The 18,957-nt window shown below is 62.3% G+C and carries 19 protein-coding genes; 15 read left to right on the top strand and 4 right to left on the bottom strand.

Annotated features, from left to right (window positions below; all coding sequences use genetic code 11):
* The first annotated feature begins 43 nt into the window (after positions 1 to 43).
* The 3 genes from ACYQ6J_RS03615 (at position 44) to ACYQ6J_RS03605 (ending at position 3,742) form a co-directional block, all read left to right on the top strand.
* Positions 44 to 1,117, top strand: coding sequence for a hypothetical protein (locus ACYQ6J_RS03615; protein ID WP_460182833.1), 1,074 nt, complete (start codon positions 44 to 46; stop codon positions 1,115 to 1,117).
* Complete coding sequence (gene hemA, locus ACYQ6J_RS03610; RefSeq protein ID WP_460182832.1) at positions 1,114 to 2,388, top strand: glutamyl-tRNA reductase; 1,275 nt, start codon at positions 1,114 to 1,116, stop codon at positions 2,386 to 2,388. Before ACYQ6J_RS03615 ends, hemA begins: the two co-directional genes overlap by 4 nt.
* A gap of 232 nt (positions 2,389 to 2,620) precedes the next feature.
* Positions 2,621 to 3,742: a protein-glutamate methylesterase/protein-glutamine glutaminase gene (locus ACYQ6J_RS03605; protein ID WP_460182831.1), complete on the top strand. Its 1,122-nt coding sequence runs from the start codon at positions 2,621 to 2,623 to the stop codon at positions 3,740 to 3,742.
* On the opposite strand, the gene ACYQ6J_RS03600 is transcribed toward ACYQ6J_RS03605, so the two are convergent.
* The 4 genes from ACYQ6J_RS03600 to ACYQ6J_RS03585 form a co-directional block, all read right to left on the bottom strand.
* Positions 3,720 to 5,453: a hypothetical protein gene (locus ACYQ6J_RS03600; protein ID WP_460182830.1), complete on the bottom strand. Its 1,734-nt coding sequence runs from the start codon at positions 5,451 to 5,453 to the stop codon at positions 3,720 to 3,722. The genes ACYQ6J_RS03605 and ACYQ6J_RS03600 overlap by 23 nt on opposite strands.
* Before the next feature lie 267 nt (positions 5,454 to 5,720).
* The gene (locus ACYQ6J_RS03595; RefSeq protein WP_460182829.1) at positions 5,721 to 6,545 is read right to left on the bottom strand and encodes an ExeA family protein; all 825 of its coding nucleotides are present in this window, start codon (positions 6,543 to 6,545) and stop codon (positions 5,721 to 5,723) included.
* 63 nt (positions 6,546 to 6,608) lie between these two features.
* Complete coding sequence (locus ACYQ6J_RS03590; protein WP_460182828.1) at positions 6,609 to 7,436, bottom strand: ParA family protein; 828 nt, start codon at positions 7,434 to 7,436, stop codon at positions 6,609 to 6,611.
* A gap of 417 nt (positions 7,437 to 7,853) precedes the next feature.
* On the bottom strand, positions 7,854 to 9,353 hold the full coding sequence (locus ACYQ6J_RS03585) for a DNA polymerase III subunit gamma/tau domain-containing protein (protein WP_460182827.1): 1,500 nt from the start codon (positions 9,351 to 9,353) through the stop codon (positions 7,854 to 7,856).
* A 354-nt stretch (positions 9,354 to 9,707) separates the two neighbouring features.
* Between ACYQ6J_RS03585 and ACYQ6J_RS03580 the strand changes: the two genes are divergently transcribed.
* From ACYQ6J_RS03580 to ACYQ6J_RS03525, 12 genes are all read left to right on the top strand, one after another.
* Positions 9,708 to 10,565, top strand: a complete 858-nt coding sequence (locus tag ACYQ6J_RS03580) for a DeoR/GlpR family DNA-binding transcription regulator (RefSeq protein ID WP_460182826.1) — start codon at positions 9,708 to 9,710, stop codon at positions 10,563 to 10,565.
* 139 nt (positions 10,566 to 10,704) lie between these two features.
* The gene (pduL, locus tag ACYQ6J_RS03575; RefSeq protein WP_460182825.1) at positions 10,705 to 11,370 is read left to right on the top strand and encodes a phosphate propanoyltransferase; all 666 of its coding nucleotides are present in this window, start codon (positions 10,705 to 10,707) and stop codon (positions 11,368 to 11,370) included.
* Positions 11,371 to 11,495: 125 nt separating this feature from the next.
* The gene (locus ACYQ6J_RS03570) at positions 11,496 to 11,801 is read left to right on the top strand and encodes a BMC domain-containing protein (RefSeq protein ID WP_460182824.1); all 306 of its coding nucleotides are present in this window, start codon (positions 11,496 to 11,498) and stop codon (positions 11,799 to 11,801) included.
* Positions 11,802 to 11,867: 66 nt separating this feature from the next.
* Entirely contained in the window at positions 11,868 to 12,137 is a 270-nt protein-coding gene (locus ACYQ6J_RS03565) for a BMC domain-containing protein (RefSeq protein WP_460182823.1), read from the top strand.
* Positions 12,138 to 12,285: 148 nt separating this feature from the next.
* Positions 12,286 to 13,473: an acetate/propionate family kinase gene (locus ACYQ6J_RS03560; protein WP_460182822.1), complete on the top strand. Its 1,188-nt coding sequence runs from the start codon at positions 12,286 to 12,288 to the stop codon at positions 13,471 to 13,473.
* 2 nt (positions 13,474 to 13,475) lie between these two features.
* Complete coding sequence (locus tag ACYQ6J_RS03555; RefSeq protein WP_460182821.1) at positions 13,476 to 13,799, top strand: EutN/CcmL family microcompartment protein; 324 nt, start codon at positions 13,476 to 13,478, stop codon at positions 13,797 to 13,799.
* 159 nt (positions 13,800 to 13,958) lie between these two features.
* On the top strand, positions 13,959 to 15,413 hold the full coding sequence (locus tag ACYQ6J_RS03550) for an aldehyde dehydrogenase family protein (protein WP_460182820.1): 1,455 nt from the start codon (positions 13,959 to 13,961) through the stop codon (positions 15,411 to 15,413).
* Positions 15,414 to 15,490: 77 nt separating this feature from the next.
* Complete coding sequence (locus ACYQ6J_RS03545) at positions 15,491 to 15,748, top strand: EutN/CcmL family microcompartment protein (RefSeq protein WP_460182819.1); 258 nt, start codon at positions 15,491 to 15,493, stop codon at positions 15,746 to 15,748.
* Entirely contained in the window at positions 15,748 to 16,572 is an 825-nt protein-coding gene (locus ACYQ6J_RS03540; protein ID WP_460182818.1) for a hypothetical protein, read from the top strand. The genes ACYQ6J_RS03545 and ACYQ6J_RS03540 overlap by 1 nt, the downstream gene beginning before the upstream one ends.
* A gap of 36 nt (positions 16,573 to 16,608) precedes the next feature.
* Positions 16,609 to 16,899, top strand: a complete 291-nt coding sequence (locus ACYQ6J_RS03535) for a EutN/CcmL family microcompartment protein (protein WP_460182817.1) — start codon at positions 16,609 to 16,611, stop codon at positions 16,897 to 16,899.
* 50 nt (positions 16,900 to 16,949) lie between these two features.
* Complete coding sequence (locus tag ACYQ6J_RS03530; RefSeq protein WP_460182816.1) at positions 16,950 to 17,837, top strand: class II aldolase/adducin family protein; 888 nt, start codon at positions 16,950 to 16,952, stop codon at positions 17,835 to 17,837.
* A gap of 281 nt (positions 17,838 to 18,118) precedes the next feature.
* Positions 18,119 to 18,937 (top strand): ThuA domain-containing protein, encoded by an 819-nt coding sequence (locus ACYQ6J_RS03525; protein ID WP_460182815.1) that lies wholly within the window; start codon positions 18,119 to 18,121, stop codon positions 18,935 to 18,937.
* Positions 18,938 to 18,957 lie beyond the last annotated feature (20 nt).

Here is an 18,957-nt window from a genome sequence, read left to right as displayed (position 1 = left end):
GTCCGGCGAAGTCGGGCTTCGGAGTGATGAAAGGGCGTGGCGTATGATGGAAATCTTGGTCGGCTGGGTGACGCTGCTCTACGCCTTGGCGCTGGCCTTGGAATTGGCTCGGCCGAACTTGCGATTTCAAGCCCGCGGTTTTGCCGTGGGAATGGTATTGGCGGGATTCCTGGTGCATTCGGCGTTCCTGGGCTATCGCGCGGTGGTGATTTGGAATCAGTTGCAAAGCGCCGGCGCGTTCCTGGCCGTCAAGCAGGATTGGTATTTCGGGCTGGCCTGGGGACTGACGGCGGTCTGTTTGGCGTGGATGGCGTTTCGGCCCGGCTTTCCGTTCGCTGCGCTGTTCCTGCCCTTGGTTTTAATTCTGCTGGGGGTGGGTTTCTTTCTGGCGGATCCGGTCCCGTTCGAGCGGGGCGCGGCCTCGAAGGTGTGGGGCTTCGTGCATGGTTTGTCCCTCATGGGAGCCACGCTGTGCATTTTGGTCGCGATCGTGGCGGGCAGCGTCTATCTTTGGCAGGTTCGCAGAGTCAAAAAGGGGATTGTGGGCTTCGCCCGGATTCGTCCGCCCAGTTTGGAGTGGTTGCAAAAAGCCAACGCTCATGCCGTCTTGGCCGCGATCGCCTGTTTGACGCTGGGCATTTTTTCCGGAATCGTGCTGAATGCAGTCGCGGGGGAGTCGGGCGAGGCCGCCTTGCCCTGGAATGATCCGGTCGTGGTGAGCACCTGTGCCATGTTCGCCTGGCTCGCCGGGACCGTTCTGCTGGGCGCCGTGTATCGACCCTTGCGAGAGGGACGAAAGGTCGCCTATTTCACCTTCTTGAGCTTTGTGTTCTTGGTGTTGGCCTTGGCGCTCATGCTCTCCGGTTGGACGCAGCACGGCAAGGAGCGTCCCGCATCCCGGTCGGCGCCAACGCGGTCCTCTCGGCTCGTGCCACGCGACGGCACTTTGGACGCGGCTTGGATGCGGGGGCTGGAGCAACAGCCTCGGGTCGAAGTTGCGACCGGCGGCGGGCATGGCGGCATGGCGTTCCGCGGGTTCCGCGAGCGACCGGCGGCGATTTTCCTTTGGCATAAGGCGGCGACGGCAGGTGCCTCGCCGATCCATCGTTCGGCATGATCCTACAGGTTGTAGGTTGCAACCATCGTACGGCGTCGATCGCGGTGCGGGAGCGACTGGCTTTCAGTCCGCAGCAATCGCGAGCGTTCTTAGCGCGCTGGAAGGACGAGTACGATCTGTTGGAGGCGGTGCTGCTTTCCACTTGCAATAGGGTCGAATTGTACACGGCCACGGATCTGCCGCAGGGTCCCTCGCCCGAGGAAATGATTTCCCTCATGACCGGATTTCACAATGTTCCGGTCGAGAGCTTGGAAGGCGGAATCTACCACTTGGTCGGCAGAGAGGCCGTCGAGCATCTCTTTTCCGTTTGCTCCAGCTTGGACAGTATGGTGTTGGGTGAAAGCCAAATCGCATCGCAAGTCAAGCAGGCCTATCAAATCGCCGTTCAGGAGGGGACGGTCGGTCCCATCCTGCATGCGGCCTTTCAAGCGGCGGCCAAGACCGCGAAACGCGTCGCCACGGAGACGGCGATCCAACTTCGGAAGACCAGCATCCCCAGCGTCGCGATCGGCGACTTCGCCCGCGCCGTCTTCGAACGCTTCGACGATAAGAAGACTCTTGTGATCGGGGCGGGCGAGATGGCTGAGGAGACCCTGCGTTATCTCCGGGAGGAGGGCGCCCAAACGATCACGGTCGTGAACCGGAGCCAAGATCGAGCCGAGCATTTGGCGGCGCGCTGGCAAGGAAGCGCGGAGAGATGGCAGGAACTTCCTCGACTATTGGCCGACGCGGACCTGATCATCAGCACGACCGGCGCGGAGCAACCCATCGTCAGCAGGGCCATGCTGCAATCGGCCGTATCCGCCCGTCCCGAGAGGCCCCTGTTCATTTTAGACTTGGCCGTTCCCCGCGATTTTGAGCCGAGCGCGGCGCAATTGTCGGGCGTCTATTTGTACTGTCTGGACGACTTGAAAAAGGCTTGCGAAAGGAATCGCGAATTCCGCGATCGTGAGATTCCCGCCGCCGTCCGCATCGTGGAGCACGAGGTTGAGGACCTGCTGATACGTTTACACGGTCGAGAAGCAGGTCCCGTGATTCGCGGCATCCGGCGCGATTGGGAGAAGATCAAACGCGACGAATTGCAGCGTCTGTGGAACAAACTCCCCGATCTGCCGGAGTCAAGTCGCGGAGAGATCGAGGAGACGGTGGACCGAATCCTCAACAAGCTGCTCCATCGGCCATTGCGACGTCTTCAGGAAGAGTTCCGCCGCGGTACATCGCACACCCTATTGGACGCTTTGCGCGGCCTGTTCCACTTGCCGCCGGAATGACGGTTGTTCGGATTCCGCCGAGTCCGCAGAGTGTGACGGCGGAAGACACGCCCGAATCCGTCGTCGAGGGCCTCTACCCGACGACCGATCGCGATTCCAAAGCCATGCTTGAGTAGCGTGGTTGGCCGCTCCTTTCCGATGCGGCTCGCAAGAGAAGATACCAGGCAGGGAGATCGCCTTCCGGGCGATTCCCGTACCGAGAGCGGCTTTCGGAGGTAAGGGAACGAACGCGATGATCGGCGCGAAAATCCGAGTCCTCGTCGTGGATGATTCCGCTCTGATGCGGAAGATGATCACGGATCATTTGAGATCGGCCCCCGGCATCGAGGTCGTGGGCACGGCATCCGACGGGCGTGAGGCCGTGGAGATGGTCCGCCGCCTTCAACCCACGGTCGTGACGCTGGATATTCAAATGCCGGGAATGGATGGTTTGCGGGCATTGGACGCCATTCTTCAGGTCCGCCCCACCGCCGTGATTATGGTCAGTTCCCTGACCCAGGCCGGCGCCGCCATTACGCTGGACGCTCTGGAGTGCGGCGCCATTGATTACGTCTCTAAGCCCGAAAACGGCATGGCGGCCTCTTCCGTGTTGGGCGCCGAGTTGGTTCGCAAGATCCGCTTTGCGGCCTCCGCCGATATCGAACGGATTGTACGCAATCGCCGGCGCATGGTCCCGCGAAGTTCGAGTACGCCCGCTTCGCAGACTTCCGGATCGAGTCTGCCCAAGCCCGCGGCGGGGAGCGAACCGCCCGGTCTCATTCAAGCCTGCATCGCAATCGGCATTTCCACGGGCGGGCCCCCGGCGCTAACTTCGCTACTGTCCGCGTTGCGACCACCTATGCCTCCCATCGTGGTCGTGCAGCACATGCCGGCCCAGTTTACGAAACCGTTTGCCTGGCGGTTGAATGCCTGCTCGGCCCTTACGGTGACGGAGGGTTGCGATCGGGACCCCCTCCGTTGCAATCACGTGTACATCGCCCCGGGCGGATATCACATGGCCGTGCGGGGACGCAAGGGCACCGCCCGACTGCATGTCTTCAATGGTGAAACGGTCAGCGGGCACAAACCGTCCGTGGACGTCCTGATGAAGAGCGTGGCCCAAATCTTCGGTAGGAACACGCTGGGCGTCATCATGACCGGCATGGGGCGGGACGGCGCTCAAGGCTGTCGGGATATCCGCGCGGCGGGCGGTTACGTGCTAGGCCAGGATGAGGCGACTTCCGACGTGTACGGCATGAACAAGGTGGCTTACGTCGAGGGAAACGTCGATCGCCAATTCGCGCTGCAGGAAGGGGCACGCATGATCACGCAATTCGTGGAGCAGCGATTTCTCAGTGCGGCCTTGAGCCATTGAATGACGCCGCCGTGCCTCCCGACCCGAACTGCGTCGCGGCCCGGCTCAGTCGCAAATATTCCCGCCGCGAAAATACCTTCAGTAGGACGGGCGATGCGGGGCCGAGTCGGCGAATTCTCTTCTCGAAGCTCGCTCGACCCTCGAAAAAGAGCCTGCGATCGATTTCGCTCCAACCGCTGGGCCGGTTTTGCACGACGTACCAATCCGCCTGCTCGGGGTCCGAAGCAACGTCCCAATAGATTGGTCTCCATGCCCGCAAGCGGCGGAGATTCGCCTTCGGATAGGTAGCCAAGAAAACTTTTCCGCCGGGGGATGCATGGTCGCTGAGCCACCGGAGCGCTTCGTCGTCCAATGCGTCCCAATAGTAGGTTGCTTCAAAACCTGCCCGCCAAGCCCCGCCGACGCCGCCGATCAGACGGTTGTAGAACGACAACCACTGCGGAGTGTACATGAAGAGGGAATATCCGGAAGAGAGATAAAACAAAACAAGCGTAGATGAGAGCACACCGGCGGTCACTCGAAGCCTCTTGGGCGGTGCGGCGGCACGGATTGCGGTTTCGCTTTGCGACGGAGAGTTTTCCATCGGGCTGTTGTTGCACTTTCGAAGAAGAGCGTCGAGCCAAGCACACGGAATTCCCAGTCCCGGTCGAAGCGACCGCCCGTGACGACCGCGAAGGATCGCGAACCGACACCACCGATACGCGATGGACAGTCCGATTCCCGCGATGATGCCGAGGATGCCGAAAGCGGGCAGAAATTGGCGGATGCCGTCGTGCGGCGGCGTTCCGGGGACTGTCCGGGCGAGAACCAGCGTCAGCCAGAATAGGCCCAAGATGACACCTTCGCGTCGGCGTGACCGCGATATGAGAATGGAGATCAGGCCGATCAGGAAAAAGACCAAGATAGGGACGGGAACGGCGATCGCGGTCCAAAGGATGGTGTTGTACCAGGGCAAGGGATGGTCGAGATTGTACATGCGCCCCGCGAACCATGTTGAAATGTTGAGACCGGGTTGGTCCGCTCGGTGCAGGTTGAGATACAAAAAGCGGTTCAAACCTTCCACCGGGTTCATCCAGAGCGGAGGATTGACCGCGAAAAACACCGCCGCCGCGGTTGCCAGCACAATAAAGATGGGAATCCAGGCGCGTCGGCCGAAAATCAGGACCAGCGCGATGGTTACGGGAAAAACGGCAAGCAGTCCGCTGGCCTTGCAGCCCATGGTGAGACCGAGGGCTGCGCCGCAGAGTACGAGGAAACCCACTCGCGAGCGAATCCGGGAGGAGGGCTCGCGCCGGGCTGGGCGGCAAGGAAACGGCAAGGCCGTCCAGGTGAGCAGCCAGCAAGAAGTGAGCGGACCGTCGAACGACGCGAAATGGGCGTGCGCGAACAAGCGGGGTTGCAATAGAATTCCCAGCACGGCGGTTGCTGCGGCGGGCCATCCCCAATGTTTGGTGACCTTGGCGGCGACGACGCCGCAGGCGATGGCGAACAGCAGCATGGGACCGAAGCGATAGCGGGTGAGGGGATCGAGAAAGCTCGGCGCCGCTTCCCGTCCCATCGCGATGACAATGCCGTAAAACGCCGGGTGCCCCTCTCTTACCGTCGTGAAGGGCCAGCCTCGGCGAAGTCCCTCGAACGTCAGCGGTCGGGGAAGGTGGTCCTGGTTTCTCAAGGCGGACAACCAAGCGCGAACGGCGTCGGCGCGGTCCAAGGCGTCACCTTCGTCCCAAACCATCGGGAGCAGTGGGGACGTCGAGATAAGGACTACTGCCGTGAGCACACCGAAAGCGGCACCCGTCAGGCCTGCGGTCCGACCTGATCGAACCCGCCATATGCGGCGGAGCGGGATGGCGGCGTAACGGCAGAGATGCATTCTTTGAGTATAGCGCGCCGATTCGATCGCGTTGGGCCGGCGGCCTTGGGGGAATCCTAGGAGGGCACGACCGCCGGATTGCATTCGATTCACCATCCACGGCGGCTATTCGACCGTCACGGCGGTCAATTCCTCGTGAACGGCCTCGACATGCTCGGGCCGAATCGCGTCCAGCTTTTCCGCGAAGCCGACAAAGAGGGCCAAGTCGCAAAGACGATGGATGCGCCGCGGGATGCCGCCGGAGAGATCGTGAATCAGGGTTGCGGCGTCCTCGGTGAAAATATCACGCGTGGATCCCGCCGCCGTCAAACGGTGTCGAATGTAGCGCCGCGTCTCGTCCGGCGCGAAAGGTTTCAGGCGGCAGCGGAGGGTCAAGCGTTCCTCCAGGTGCGGCAGGCTCCGCAGGACCGGCAGAATCTCCGGTTGGGCCGAGATGACGAAGCTCCAGGCGGATTCTTCGGCGGGTGGGAGATTCATGAGGGTGCGCAGCGTCTCCCAGTATCTGCCGGAAGTCCAAAGTTGAGCCTCTTCCAAGATTACGACGGCCCGTTCGCCGCGCCGCGATACCTCGCGAAGACCGCGTTCCAATGCATGCAACAGGACCGGAGTGGCGGGGGAACCCGCGTCAGGTGAAATCCAACCGCCCTCGCACGCGATATACTGCGGCAGTTCCGCGGGCGTCAGGAACGGGTATGCGAGGTGAATGACGGGGCGAAACGTTTCGGGCAAGGATTGACGCAATCGCCGGACCAGCAAGCTCTTGCCCATGCCGGGGGGGCCGAGCAACAAGACGGCCGAATGGCGGTTGTCGATGGCGTAGCGCAGTTTGAGCATGGCCGTCTGATGAGTCTCGGCCGGGAAGAAAAACTCCCCCGATGCGTCGTCGCGAAATGGCTTTTCTCGCAACCCCCAGTAGCTCTCGTACATCATCGCACCTCATGCATGGCCGACGGCGAAGACCGCGAAGTCTTCCGTCGTTCGTGGTTGGCTCGATCAAACGTTGGGCGAGAAGTTGTCGATGATGTAACTCCGCGGGCGCATCGTGAGCGTCGGCGAATTGCCCGGCGATGGGGCGAGGTCGGCGAGGCGTCGCCGCGCGTCGCGGACGTAAAAGAGGACGTCGCATGCGGAGGCCAGGTCGGTCTCTTGGGTCGTTTTTCGGGCGGTCGGTGCCGGTGCGGCGTTCGCTACAGAGATTCGTGTAGAGGAATCGCGTTCGAGGGACATGCCACCCAAGTCGATCAGGATGAAGGCATAATAGGTCGTCAATTCGGCCAATCGACGCCACAAGGGGTTGGGTGCCCGAGTCTGCGTCTCAGGAACGGCATCGGGTTGAAATGCGCTTGGGGCCGCCGCCGTGGATTTCGGCAAGAGGTCGAAGCGATCTTCGAGCGAACGAATCACCAACTCGCGCAGCGATTGATCGGGGGCCGTGTCCCAACCCTGCTCCAGGTCCAGCCCGAGCATGGACGTCAGTGCGGCGTTGTCGGCGGCGTCGACGACTAAGACACGTTTGCCGCGATCCGCCAAAAGCAAAGCCGTGCTGAGGGCGGTCGTGGTACAACCGCTTGCAGCGCCCCAGCCCAAGAAACCGCCGAGGCAACAACCGCGTCGTGCCGCCGACGCCAGGGTCTGAGCGACCGGTGCGAGTGCCGTCGGTCCCAACCGGTCGACCATCTTGCGACAGATCGGGGGCACGAGAAAGGCATCCACTTCGAGGGACGGCACGAACGCCGAACCGGAGTTTCCGCGACCGGGGATCGATTGGGAAGAGGGAAGGGGCAAGATATCTTGCGTCTCGGTGCGGGCTTCGATTGCCATGGGCGGCGTCTCCGTGTGGGACGATGAGGAAGGCGGCGCCTCCTCGTGGTTTGCGTTTGCTTCGGGAACGGTTGGTCCCGGGGGTGCTTGCGGCGTATCGGGTTTGTTCTCGGACGCCGGGCCGCCGCGAATCGCGAAGTGGGGGGCCGACACGCGACTCCGTCGAGGAGGGCGCGGCTCGGTCGGTTCGCCCTTGGCCGGGAGTGATTCCACGACGGCGGGCGCGGTTTGAGAATCGCACGGCGAAATGGAGCGAAGGAACGCCTGATCGATCCTTGTCATCGTCGCTTTCTCCCGCGTCCGGTCGGCGTCGCTAATTCCGGGCGTTGCCGGCGATTTTCATCGAAAGAGGTCCGGTCGAGCACCGGCGGTTATCGGGCGTTGCCGAAATTCCGGTTGCCCGACGGGACTTTCGGATCAGCGGTAAGTGTTCCACGTCGAGGTTGAAGTCTGCGGATAGACGGGAGCATTTCCGCTCGTTGACGGATAGTAATACGGCGACGGATTAGCGGACGCCGCGGGGGCGTAGGCCGGGCCGGTCGCAGTCGGGGACGAAGGGTATGCCCCTGCGGTGGGCGCGCTGGTTCGGGAATAGTCTGCGCGGATGACGGCGGGATCCACGACCTGCGGTTGCGATCCGGGCACGGCGGCGGGCAGGGACGGATTCGTCGGCTGACCCCAAGCGGGGGCTCCGCTCGTTGAATCCGGATACGCCGAATTCGTGGCCGCGTCGGCGTTCCAAGACGGTGCGCCTGGGCGGTTCAGGTTGGGGGAATAGGCGGGGACGTAACCCGCAGTTGCCGGTGCCGAGTCTCCATTGCCGCCGCGAAAGGCAACGCGCTCCTCGGCCCCCGGCGACGCGTACGAAGGTTGTGCGGAGTATCCGTAGGTTTGCGTGTTCGCTTGCGCGTATCGGCTTTGCGGATAGGTTGCCGGCATGTTCGGCGGGGCGGCCTGCGATGACGGCACAGGCCAGGTGGAGGCAGGCGGCATTGCGCCGGACGGTGCGGCCTCACCGTTCCCGGCGGGGGATTGGGCTACGGTCTGCGCCCCTGCCCAAGGTTGGTAATACGGGTTCTGAACCGTGTAGGGTTGGCCGTCCTGAGCGGGCGCCGTCGCATTCCCGTTCGCTTGGAGATCACGAGTACCGCTTGAAGCGGCGTTGGCCCAACTCGGTTGCGGAGCTTGCGCAAACTCCGGTTGCTGCGAGCCCGGACCGCTCCAAGCCGTCTGCTGCGAACCGGCGGGAATGCCTTGCGGTGGATAGCTGGGCACGGGCAAAGCGGCGCCGGGCTGAGCATACGACTGCTGCGGAGTCATGCCGGTCGGAAGTTGGCCTTCGTTCGTTGCCGTCGAGTCTCCCCAGCGGTTTCCCGGCGGGAGATCGAAACCCAACGGAGACTTCGAAGGTGTCTCAGGCTGAGGGAACGCAGCGGCATTATTGGAGTGGTTCCATCCGCCCCAGGCTTGTTGCCCGGCCTCCGCTTGAGCTGAATTCCCGGGCGAAGCTGCATTCGCGTCCCACCGCGGCGCCTCGGGAGCGTCGGGCTGAGGGACGGGAACTTGCCAGCGTCCCGCGCTGTCGGTCATGCCACCCGAGTCGTTCCGTCCGCGTCCGGAGAAGAACCAGACCGCCGCCAGAAGGACGATGACCACGCCTCCCAGGGCGATGCCTCGCCAAACCGGTTTTTCCCACATGGCAAAACCTCCATAAGAGATGGTTCCAATTTCATCGAGATCGGTTTCCGGACGACTGAGATCCGGTAGTTCGGTGAGGACGCTGGGAACCGTGGCTCGGGCATCCGAGGAGGATCGTACCCGGACTGAGCAAGGCCCCGACGTTACGGTCTTCGGGCCGAAATTAGCAGACGATTCCGTTTGGGAGACCTCGCCGCGACGATTGGATTGCTCGTTCATAGGCCTTACGCTTTGGTGAGTGAACGGCTGAGTGGAATTCCGGATGGAGCCCGCGCATTTACGCGGTCCACCGTCTGGATGCAAAAATCGGCCGAAATATGGGCAAACCTTGAGGATTATTCGGAAATTGCGGAAAAGTTCGAATGCTCCGGTCCGGGGGCGAGGGCACGGTGCGAGTGCGTGCCGGATTAATTGCAGATTCGGATGAAAGAATTGCGCCATCGTGGATAAAAATATGAAAGATATCGTTCACTTGATTGACAGGTTTGCTTCATCGTGTCATAATTAGGGTTGTTTGGGTTGTGTTTGCGTGCTTGGGGTGGGGGTTTCGATCCGCGGTGCCGGAAGGATGTCATGCCGCCTAGTCATTCAGCCTTAACCGTTCAAGAGCGACGGCAGCAGATATTAGAGCTGATTCGCGCGCGGCACTTTGCCACTTTGGACGACCTGACCGGCGTGCTGGGGGTATCCGAGTCCACAGTACGGCGAGACTTGGAAGCTTTGGAGGAGGAAGGCGAGGCACGACGCATTCATGGGGGCGTTTTGTACACGGGCAGTTCGCCCCGGTTGCCCCATTTCGAAATGCGGCAGCCCATGCGCTGGGCGGAAAAGAAAGCCATTGCCCGAAAGGCCGTCGAGTTGATCCACCCGGGCGATTCGATCCTCTTGGACGGGGGTAGCACGACCTATGAGGTGGCGAGGTTGTTGGTCGGGGTGCCGTTGCACGTCGTCACCAACTCGCTTCCCGTCGCCAATTTGTTTGCTTCCAGCCCGATTAGTGACCTAGTCTTTTTGGGAGGTAGCATTTGTCCGCGTAGCGGAGTGGCGCAAGGACCGCTGGCCGACGCCATGATCGCGTCGTTGCGGGTTCGCAAGGCGATTCTGTCCGTGGCGGCGGTCAACGAGCAAGGGTTTTTCAATAACAACGTTTTGCTGGTAGAGACGGAGCGCCGCATGATGGATGTCGCCGACGAGGTGATCGTCGTGGCGGATAGCTCCAAGTTCGGGCACTGTAGCTTGACCCATGTCTGCCCGTTGGAGGCCGTTCAGCACGTGGTTTCCGACGACGGCTTGGCCGCCGATTGGCGCGCCAGAATCGAGTCGGCAGGGGTACGGTTGACGGTGGCGGCGGTGCACGAGCGATTGGCGACGCCTCTGGCCGCTTTGGGGGAGGAGACGGGAGAGGTCGATTCGCCGGTGCGAAGCGGTTGAGAACGCGGATTTCACGCTGCGCAAAACGCAATACAAGCTCTCAGGGAATCGGATTACGAGCATTCACGGCGGCGATCGACGGGTGCGAGACGCTCCGGCGATGACCTGCCCGCAATCATGAAAAGGGAACGGACGGACCATGAGTATTGCACCTCCGATCGACCGTTCGCAGGTCGAAAAGATCGTTCGCGAAATCGTGGTGCAGCTACTGGGCGGCCCGAAGGGCAAGCCTGAGCTGGTGGTGAGTATTTCGGCGCGGCACTGTCATTTGAGCCAAGAGGATGTCGAGACGTTATTCGGCAAGGGGCATCAACTGACGCCGATGAAACCGTTGTACCAGGATGGATTCTACGCCGCGGAGGAGACCGTGATGCTGGTGGGTCCGCGTCGCCGGATGCTGCCGAGCGTTCGGGTCCTGGGCCCGACGCGATCGCGGAGTCAGGTCGAGTTGGCCTTTACGGACGCCATTTCGTTGGGCATCGACGCCCCCGTGCGGCCCAGCGGGAAGATCGACGGCACGCCCGGTTGCGTACTGGTCGGCCCGGCCGGAGTGGTCGATTTGAAGCAGGGGGTGATTCGGGCGGAGCGGCACGTGCACATGAACGTCCGCGACGCCGAGTATTACGGCGTGAAGGACGGCGATCGCATGTCGCTGCGGATCGAATCCGGTTTCTGCACGACGGTGTACGAGGGTTTGCTGGTTCGGGCGGATGAGACCAGCAAGTTGGAGGTGCATCTGGACACGGACGAAGGCAACGCGGCGGACATCGACCATGCCGCTCGCGTGGAATTGTTCAAGCCGTGAGTCCAAGCGGCGAGGAAAAGGGACGTTTGGGAAGGTGAGGGAGACGGGCGGCTTTCGACTCGGCCGCACGGTTCCGGTTGAAAAATCAGAGTTCGGTTTGGTTCCTACCCCTGGAGTAGAAAACGATGGCGAAACAAATGGAAGCTTTAGGCATGATCGAGGCCAAGGGTTTCGTGACCCTGGTGGAAGCCACCGATGCCATGCTCAAGGCGGCAAACGTGCAGTTCTTGGGCTGGGACAAGGTGGGCAGCGGTTTGGTGAGCGTGTTCGTGACGGGCGACGTGGCGGCGGTGAAGGCGGCCACGGACGCCGGCGCCGCTGCGGCCGCGCGGATCGGCGAAGTCATTAGCGTTCAGGTCATTCCTCGTCCGCACGACGAGCTTTCGGCCGTTCTGCCGGCGCCCGCGGTCAAGGAATCCAAGGCGGATTGACCTCTCATGACGCCCCGTAAGAGTACGCGAACCAGGACCAACGAGAAAAGAAAGGGTATAGTCCCCATGCAAGACGCCATTGGATTGATCGAAACGAAGGGTTTGGTGGCTTTGGTGGAGGCGACGGACGCAATGGCGAAGGCCGCGAACGTCCAGATCGTGAAGCGCGTGCAGATCGGCGGCGGATTGGTGACGACGATCGTGCGCGGCGACGTGGGGAGCGTTCGGGCCGCCGTGGAGGCGGGCGCGAATGCCGCGTCGCAGGTGGGCGAATTGGTCGCCAGCCACATCATTCCCCGTCCGGCGGAAGGCGTGATCGCCGCTTACTTGAGCTGATGCCGCGCGTTTCCCCGGTGTGGGGCCGCGCCGCGTTTGCCTCGGCGTAGGCCGGGTGCGTCGCGGTCGTTCGCCGGCATCATCGCGTCTCACGTCGCGGAAGGCGTCGGCTTTCCCTTGATAGGATGTCGTGGGAGGAGGACGGAGCATGAAGGTTTTGGTGGCCAATCTGGGATCGACGAGCTTCAAGTATCGGCTCTTCGACATGGAGTCGGAGCGGCAGATTGCGCGCGGCGGCATCGAAAGGATCGGGGCCGAGGAAAGCCCCGTCACGGCCGAGATCGCCGGGAAGCGATTGGAGAAAAGGCTGCCCGTTCCCGATCATGCCGTCGCCGTACGGTGTTGCTTGGAACAACTCACCGATCCCGAGACGGGGTGTTTGAAGGACGCAGCGGAGGTGTCGGCCATCGGTTTCAAGGCCGTGCATGGGGGACGCGTTTCGGGGGTGCAGCGGGTTACCGAAGACGTGCTGGCGGCGATGGAAGAAATGTCCGCCACCGCCCCGGCGCACAATCCGCCCTACATCCGCGCGATGCGTTTGCTGCGCGAAAAGCTCCCCGGCATCCCGATGGTGGCCGCCTTCGAGACCGATTTCCACCGTACGGTGCCGGATCGCAACCGGCATTACGCCGTGCCCTACGAGTGGGCGGAATGGCACGTGCTCCGTTGGGGATTCCACGGCGCGAGTCACCGTTATATCGCCGTTCGCACGGAGGAATTGCTGGGCCGGAATGATCTGCGGGTCGTTTCGTGCCATCTCGGCGGTTCCAGTTCGCTTTGCGCCATCCGTAACGGGCAAAGCGTGTTCACCAGCATGGGGATGAGTCCCCAGACGGGCTTGCCGAACAACAATCGGGTCGGCGATTTCGATGCCTTCGCGATTCCGATCGTGATGGCCAAGACCGGTTGGACGCTGGAGCAGACGCTCGATGCGTTGGCCAACAAGTCCGGATTGCTGGGGTTGAGCGGCGTGGGCACGGACATGCGAGACATCCGCCAAGCCGCGGCGCAGGGCGATGCTCGGGCCTCCCTGGCCATCGACGTGTTTACGGCCTCCATCCGCCACTACCTGGGGGCCTGCCTGGTGGAATTGGGCGGAGCGGACGTGATCGTCTTTACGGGCGGCATCGGCGAGAACGACGCGCAATTGCGAGCGGAAGTGTGCGAGGGGTTGGACGAACTGGGCATCGTGCTCGCGCCGGACAAGAACCGGGAAGCGCGCGGAGAGTGCGACATCAGCGATCCGCGAAGCCGCGCCCGGATTTGGACCATGCCGACCAATGAGGAACTCATGGTGGCTCGACAAGTCCGCGACCTGCTGAAGGCGGGAGGCTGAGCATGTTTTTGGCCCGAGTTACCGGTACGCTGGTCGCCACGCAAAAGGTCGGCGCGATGGTCGGCCACAAGCTGTTGACTGTGGAACCGTATCGCCTCGACCCCGAAACGCGGGCGGAACTGAAAGGGACCGGACGGACTTTCGTGGCCGTGGATACCGTAGGGGCGGGTGAGGGCGAACTGGTCTTGATCGTTCAAGGATCCAGTGCCCGCCTGACGCCCGAGACGAAAAACCTTCCCGTGGATACGGTCATTATCGCGATCGTGGATCAGGTGCACGTCAAGGATGCGTGCGTGTACAGCAAGGACGGGGGACGCGAGGCCTGAAGGATGTCGCGGTTTGGTGCGGCCCGGCAGGGCGCGGCGTCGATGGGAATGGATTTCTAAGGAGACGTCGTTTTGGAGAGCCATCCCTAAGGCGATGACGAAAAGTATGCAATATCTCGATCGCCGCGTTGTGCGGCGAGTTCCGTGAGGAGCGGTGCGATGCAAATCAATGAGAATCTGGTGCGTTCGGTCGTGGAGGAAGTGATTCACCGACTGAAGAGCAACGGTTCGGCGACGCTGCCGGCGGCGCCCGGTCCGGCGGTTCGCAGTTATCAGGGACGCCTGGGCTTGTTCACGGACGTGGACGAGGCGGTGGCCGCGGCCTCGGAAGCCTTCGACCGGCTCTCGCGCTGCACGATCGAAGAGCGCAAGCGAGCGATCGACTGGATTCGTCGCATTTCCGTCGAGCAGTGCGTTGAACTGGGAACGATGGAAATGGAGGAGACCAAGATCGGGCGTTTGCCCCATAAGATCGAAAAGCTGAAGACGCTGGGCGAACGGTCGCCCGGCGTGGAGTTCATGCGGAGCGAGGTCTTCAGCGGCGACCACGGTTTGACGGTAATCGAACACGCTCCCTTCGGCGTCATCGGGGCCATCACGCCGGTGACGCATTCGTTGCCTACGCTGACGGGGAATGCCGTGAGCATGTTGGCGGCGGGCAACACCGTGGTCTTTAATCCGCACCCCAGCGGAAAACGCATCGCGGCGGAAGGCGTGCGGCGGTACAACCAGGCGATTTATCGCGATTTGGGCGTGGATAATCTGATCTGCGTCATTACCGAGCCGACGTTGGAGACGGCCAACGCGATCTTCAAGCATCGCAACATCTCGCTTCTGTGCGTGACCGGCGGTCCCGGCGTGGCCAAGGCCGCCTTGCAGCAGGCCAAGAGGGCGATCGTCGCCGGTCCGGGCAATCCGCCCGTAGTGGTCGACGACACGGCCGATTTGGATCGCGCGGCCCGGTGCATCATCCAAGGCGGTTCCTACGATAACAACCTCCTGTGCATCGGCGAGAAGCAGGTGTTCGCCGTGGAGAGCATCTTCGACGATCTGATGGCGGCGATGGAACGGGCAGGCGCCGTCCGCCTCAGCGCTTCGGAGATCGAAGCGTTGACCGCCAAGGTCGTCACGACCGTGGGCGAGGGCAAGGATCGGCACGACGTCCCCGCCAAGGAATTCATTGGACAGAATGCCGCGGTCCTGGCGCGGGCGGCGGGACGACGCATTCCCGACGACGTGGAATTGATCTTCGGCGAAACGACGTTCGAGCACCCGTTCGTTCAGATCGAGCAGATGATGCCGTTCGTTCCCTTCGTCCGTTGCCGAAACGTGGACGAAGCCATCGAAATGGCGAGGATCAGCGAACACGGTTTTCGGCATACGGCCATCATCCATTCGCGGGATGTGGTCAACATGACGAAGATGGGGCGTGCCCTGGATACCACAATCTTTGTGAAGAACGGACCGTGCATGGCGGGGTTGGGACTCGGCGGGGAAGGGTACTTGTCCTTCTCCATCGCCGGGCCGACCGGTGAAGGAATCACCACGCCGCTGACGTTCACGCGCGAACGTCGATGCGCGATGATCGACAGTTTGCGAATCTTGGGGCGCTGAGGGCGGCGGCGCGAAGCGCGTACGGGAACCGCGGCATTCGATGAGAAAAGAATAGGAACGGAGGCACTGGTTCGGGGATGTTGGCGGGACGCGTGGTGGGAACGGCAACGGCGACGATCAAGCACCCGTCCATGAAGGGTTGGCGGTTGCTGTTGGTTCAACCCATCGCCGCGGACGGTCGATCCCCTGACGGCGACCCCGTTCTGGCGGTGGATCACCTGGGAGCGGGTATTGGGAACCAGGTCATCATCTCCAGCGACGGCAAGCACACGCAATCGGTTTTGAACGATAAGAAAACTCCCGTCCGTTGGGCGGTGATCGGAATTGCCGACTGATGCAACAGTTCCAGGACATGCCGGACAGCGCCACTTTGGAGCGCATCGTGCGCGAGGTGCTCGCTGCGCTGGGGGCGGAAACTCCCGAGGGCGGCGCGAACGACGATGGTGCGACGGCGACCAAGGCGACCACACCCTCGGCCCCAATCGTAACCGAGGCGTCGCCTACTACCGAGACTCGCAAGGCCCGAATCGTTTCGACACGCGACGGAGAGCTATCCATCCCGGAACGCGTGGTCACCGCGTCCGTCTTAGACGGTCGGTTGCAAGGGATTCGTCGTCTCTTGGTCCGGCCCGGAGCGATCTTGACGCCCGCGGTTCGGGACCTTTTGCGGCAGCAAGGCATCGTAGTGACGTACGGTCCGGTTTCTACGTCGGTCCGTCCTGCGGGCGGGCCCGGGACCGAAACGAGCGGCGGGACGGCGGACCGGGCCATGCCCGTCATCCTGGTGACGCGGCGTATTTCGCCCGCACAAGTCAGCGGTCTGTTTCGCGCGGGAGACGTGAGGGTCGTGCCGGAGGAGTTGGACTGCATGGTCCGAGCCTCGCAGCGGGCGGCGGAAACCGTTCGCCGACCGGGCGGTCGCGCCGTGATCGTGACCTCGCACGTTGCCGCCGGGGTGTGCTTGGCCAATCGCTTGGAGGGCGTCCGAGCGGTGGCGGGAAGGCGACCGAACGATGTCACCATCGACGCCGCGGCGGTGGGAGCCAACGTCCTCGTGGCGGACGCGCGGCAGGGCGTGTTTCAAATCAAACGGATGATCGCGGAGTTCGCGCGGTCGCCTCTCCAATGCCCCGAGGCCTTCGCCCGACATTTGAGCTGAGCACCGAGCGACGAGACGCCCCAGGGAGGGTTGGACGTGCGAGTGGGAAGAGTGGTTGGCAAGGTGACCTTGAACCGGGCGCATCCCTCCCTGCGCGGAGCGGTTTTGAAACTGGTGGTACCTTTGTCGTTGGATAACCTGCTGAATAAGCTGCCCGCGCAAGCGGAGGAGTTGGTCGTGTACGACGAGACGTCGTCGCACGAGGGTTGCTTCGTGGCCTTCAGTGAAGGGCGTGAGGCCGCTCAGCCCTTTGACGAACCGAAGCCCATCGACGCCTACGCCGCAGCCATCCTGGATCACATCGAGGTCCGCCCCTTGCCGGAATGACGGACGCGACGGGGATGGCGGCGAAACCGGAGAAACGGAGATAAGAAACCATGTTGAACGTCCATAAGATCAAGCAAGAAATCTGCGAGATCGGCGACCGATTGTACAAACGCGGATTTGCCGCCGCCAACGACGGGAATATCTCGTATCGCATCGGCGAGAACGAGGTGCTTTGCTCGCCCACCATGATTTGCAAAGGCTTCATGAAGCCCGACGATCTGTGCATCGTGGATATGGAAGGCAAGCAGATTGCGGGAAGGCGAAAGGCCACCAGCGAGATCAAATTGCATCTGGCGATCATGAAATCGCGGGCGGACATCAAGTCCGTGGTGCATTGCCATCCCCCGCACGCCACCGCCTTTGGAATCGCGCGCGAGGCCGTGCCCATGTGCGTTCTGCCCGAGGTGGAGATCTTCTTGGGCGAAGTCCCCATCGCCCGCTACGCCACGCCGGGATCGCAGGAGTTCGCCGACACCATTCTCCCCTTCGTCCAGAAGAGCAATGTGATCATCCTGGCAAATCATGGGACGGTCAGCTTCGGTAATACGGTGGAACAAGCCTATTGGTACACCGAAATCCTCGACTCCTATTGCCGGATGTTGATGCTCGCGCAGAGCCTGGGGCGCGTCAACTACTTCACGGAACCCGAAGCCAAGGCCCTTTTGGATCTGAAAGAAAAGCTGGGCTATAAGGACCCGCGCACGGAGTTGCAAAACTGCGAACTGTGCGCCAACGACGTCTTTCGCGACAGTTGGAAGCAGAGCGGCGTGGATCAGCAGGCGTTCCATCCCCCGCGGTTTCGGGAGGGGGCTTGCGCATCCTCCGCCGCCGGTTCGAACGGAGACGGAAAAGCCGTACAGGACGACGAGCGCGAAGCATTGATCCAGGCCATCACCGATCGCGTCATGCAGGCGTTGCGGTCCGGTAAACCGGCGTAGCGAGCGTTTCAGTCGTGCACGGGGCAAGTAATCGTTTACTCCTCAGCGTCGCGCGCAGCGGCGATGGACTGCCGCCGCCTCCCATGGCCCGAGTTTGCCCCGCGCCGGACGATCGGCAAAAGTGCCTGCGGGCACGACCGTGCGGTCGGTCTGTGTCTCTCGTCCGCCAGGCAATGCGTCACTCCACAGTCTTGACTGCGGCTTTCTCTCGGCTATGCTAAGGGCGGTCGTTGGCACGCGAGTGCGACGTACGCATCCTGCCGATGAGGAAACCGCTTGCCATGTCTTGCCTTAAGCTCGGGCTTTTCTCCCCGCAATGCCGCCTCCCACAAACCGCGACGCGTCTGCTTGGCGCGGTCTTGATATTGGGGTTTTCGACCTCTTGGGCCGGTGAGACGCTGCAACAGTCCCCGAACCCAGCGGAGGTCGAATCGCATTCCCCTTCGCCGGTTCGCTGCCTGCTGATCACGGGCGAGGATTATCCCGGCCATAAGTGGCAAGAGACCGCGCCGGTTCTCGTGGAAGCTTTGTCTAAGGGCGGCGACATCCGCGTAGAAGTGCTGGATCGACTCGCGGAAATGGACCGGGTGGACTGGTCGCGTTACGATACCGTCGTGATGCACTTCAAGAACTACGACCCCAATGTGCCGGGCCGAGCGGCCTTCGACGGACTGAATCGTTTCGTCAAGAACGGCGGCGGATTGGTGTTGGTGCACTTTGCTTGCGGGGCGTTTCAAGAATTCAAGGGCGATTTCGAAAAGCTGGCCGGTCGCGTTTGGGATCCCGCGCTGCGCGGGCACGATCCCCACGGGGCGTTTCGGGTCGAAATCACGGATCCGGAGCATCCGGTTACGAGGGGACTGAAGGATTTCGAGACCGTCGACGAACTCTACACGTGTTTGGCCGGCGAGACGCCCATCCATGTGCTGGCGCAGGCCGTCTCCCGCGTGGACGGTCGCGCCTATCCCATGGCGTTCAGTTTGAACGTCGGCAGGGGCCGAGTCTTTCATTGCGTTCTGGGGCACGACGTCCAGGCTCTGAACAATTCCAGCGTGCGGGAGTTGTACCGTCGCGCGTGCTTGTGGTCGGCTGGGCGGTAGGTGCAAGTTCGGTTCCTGTT

It is taken from the genome of Thermopirellula anaerolimosa, assembly GCF_054657335.1.
Note: the sequence above shows the minus strand (reverse complement) of the source record. Positions and strands in the feature narration are given on the sequence as shown.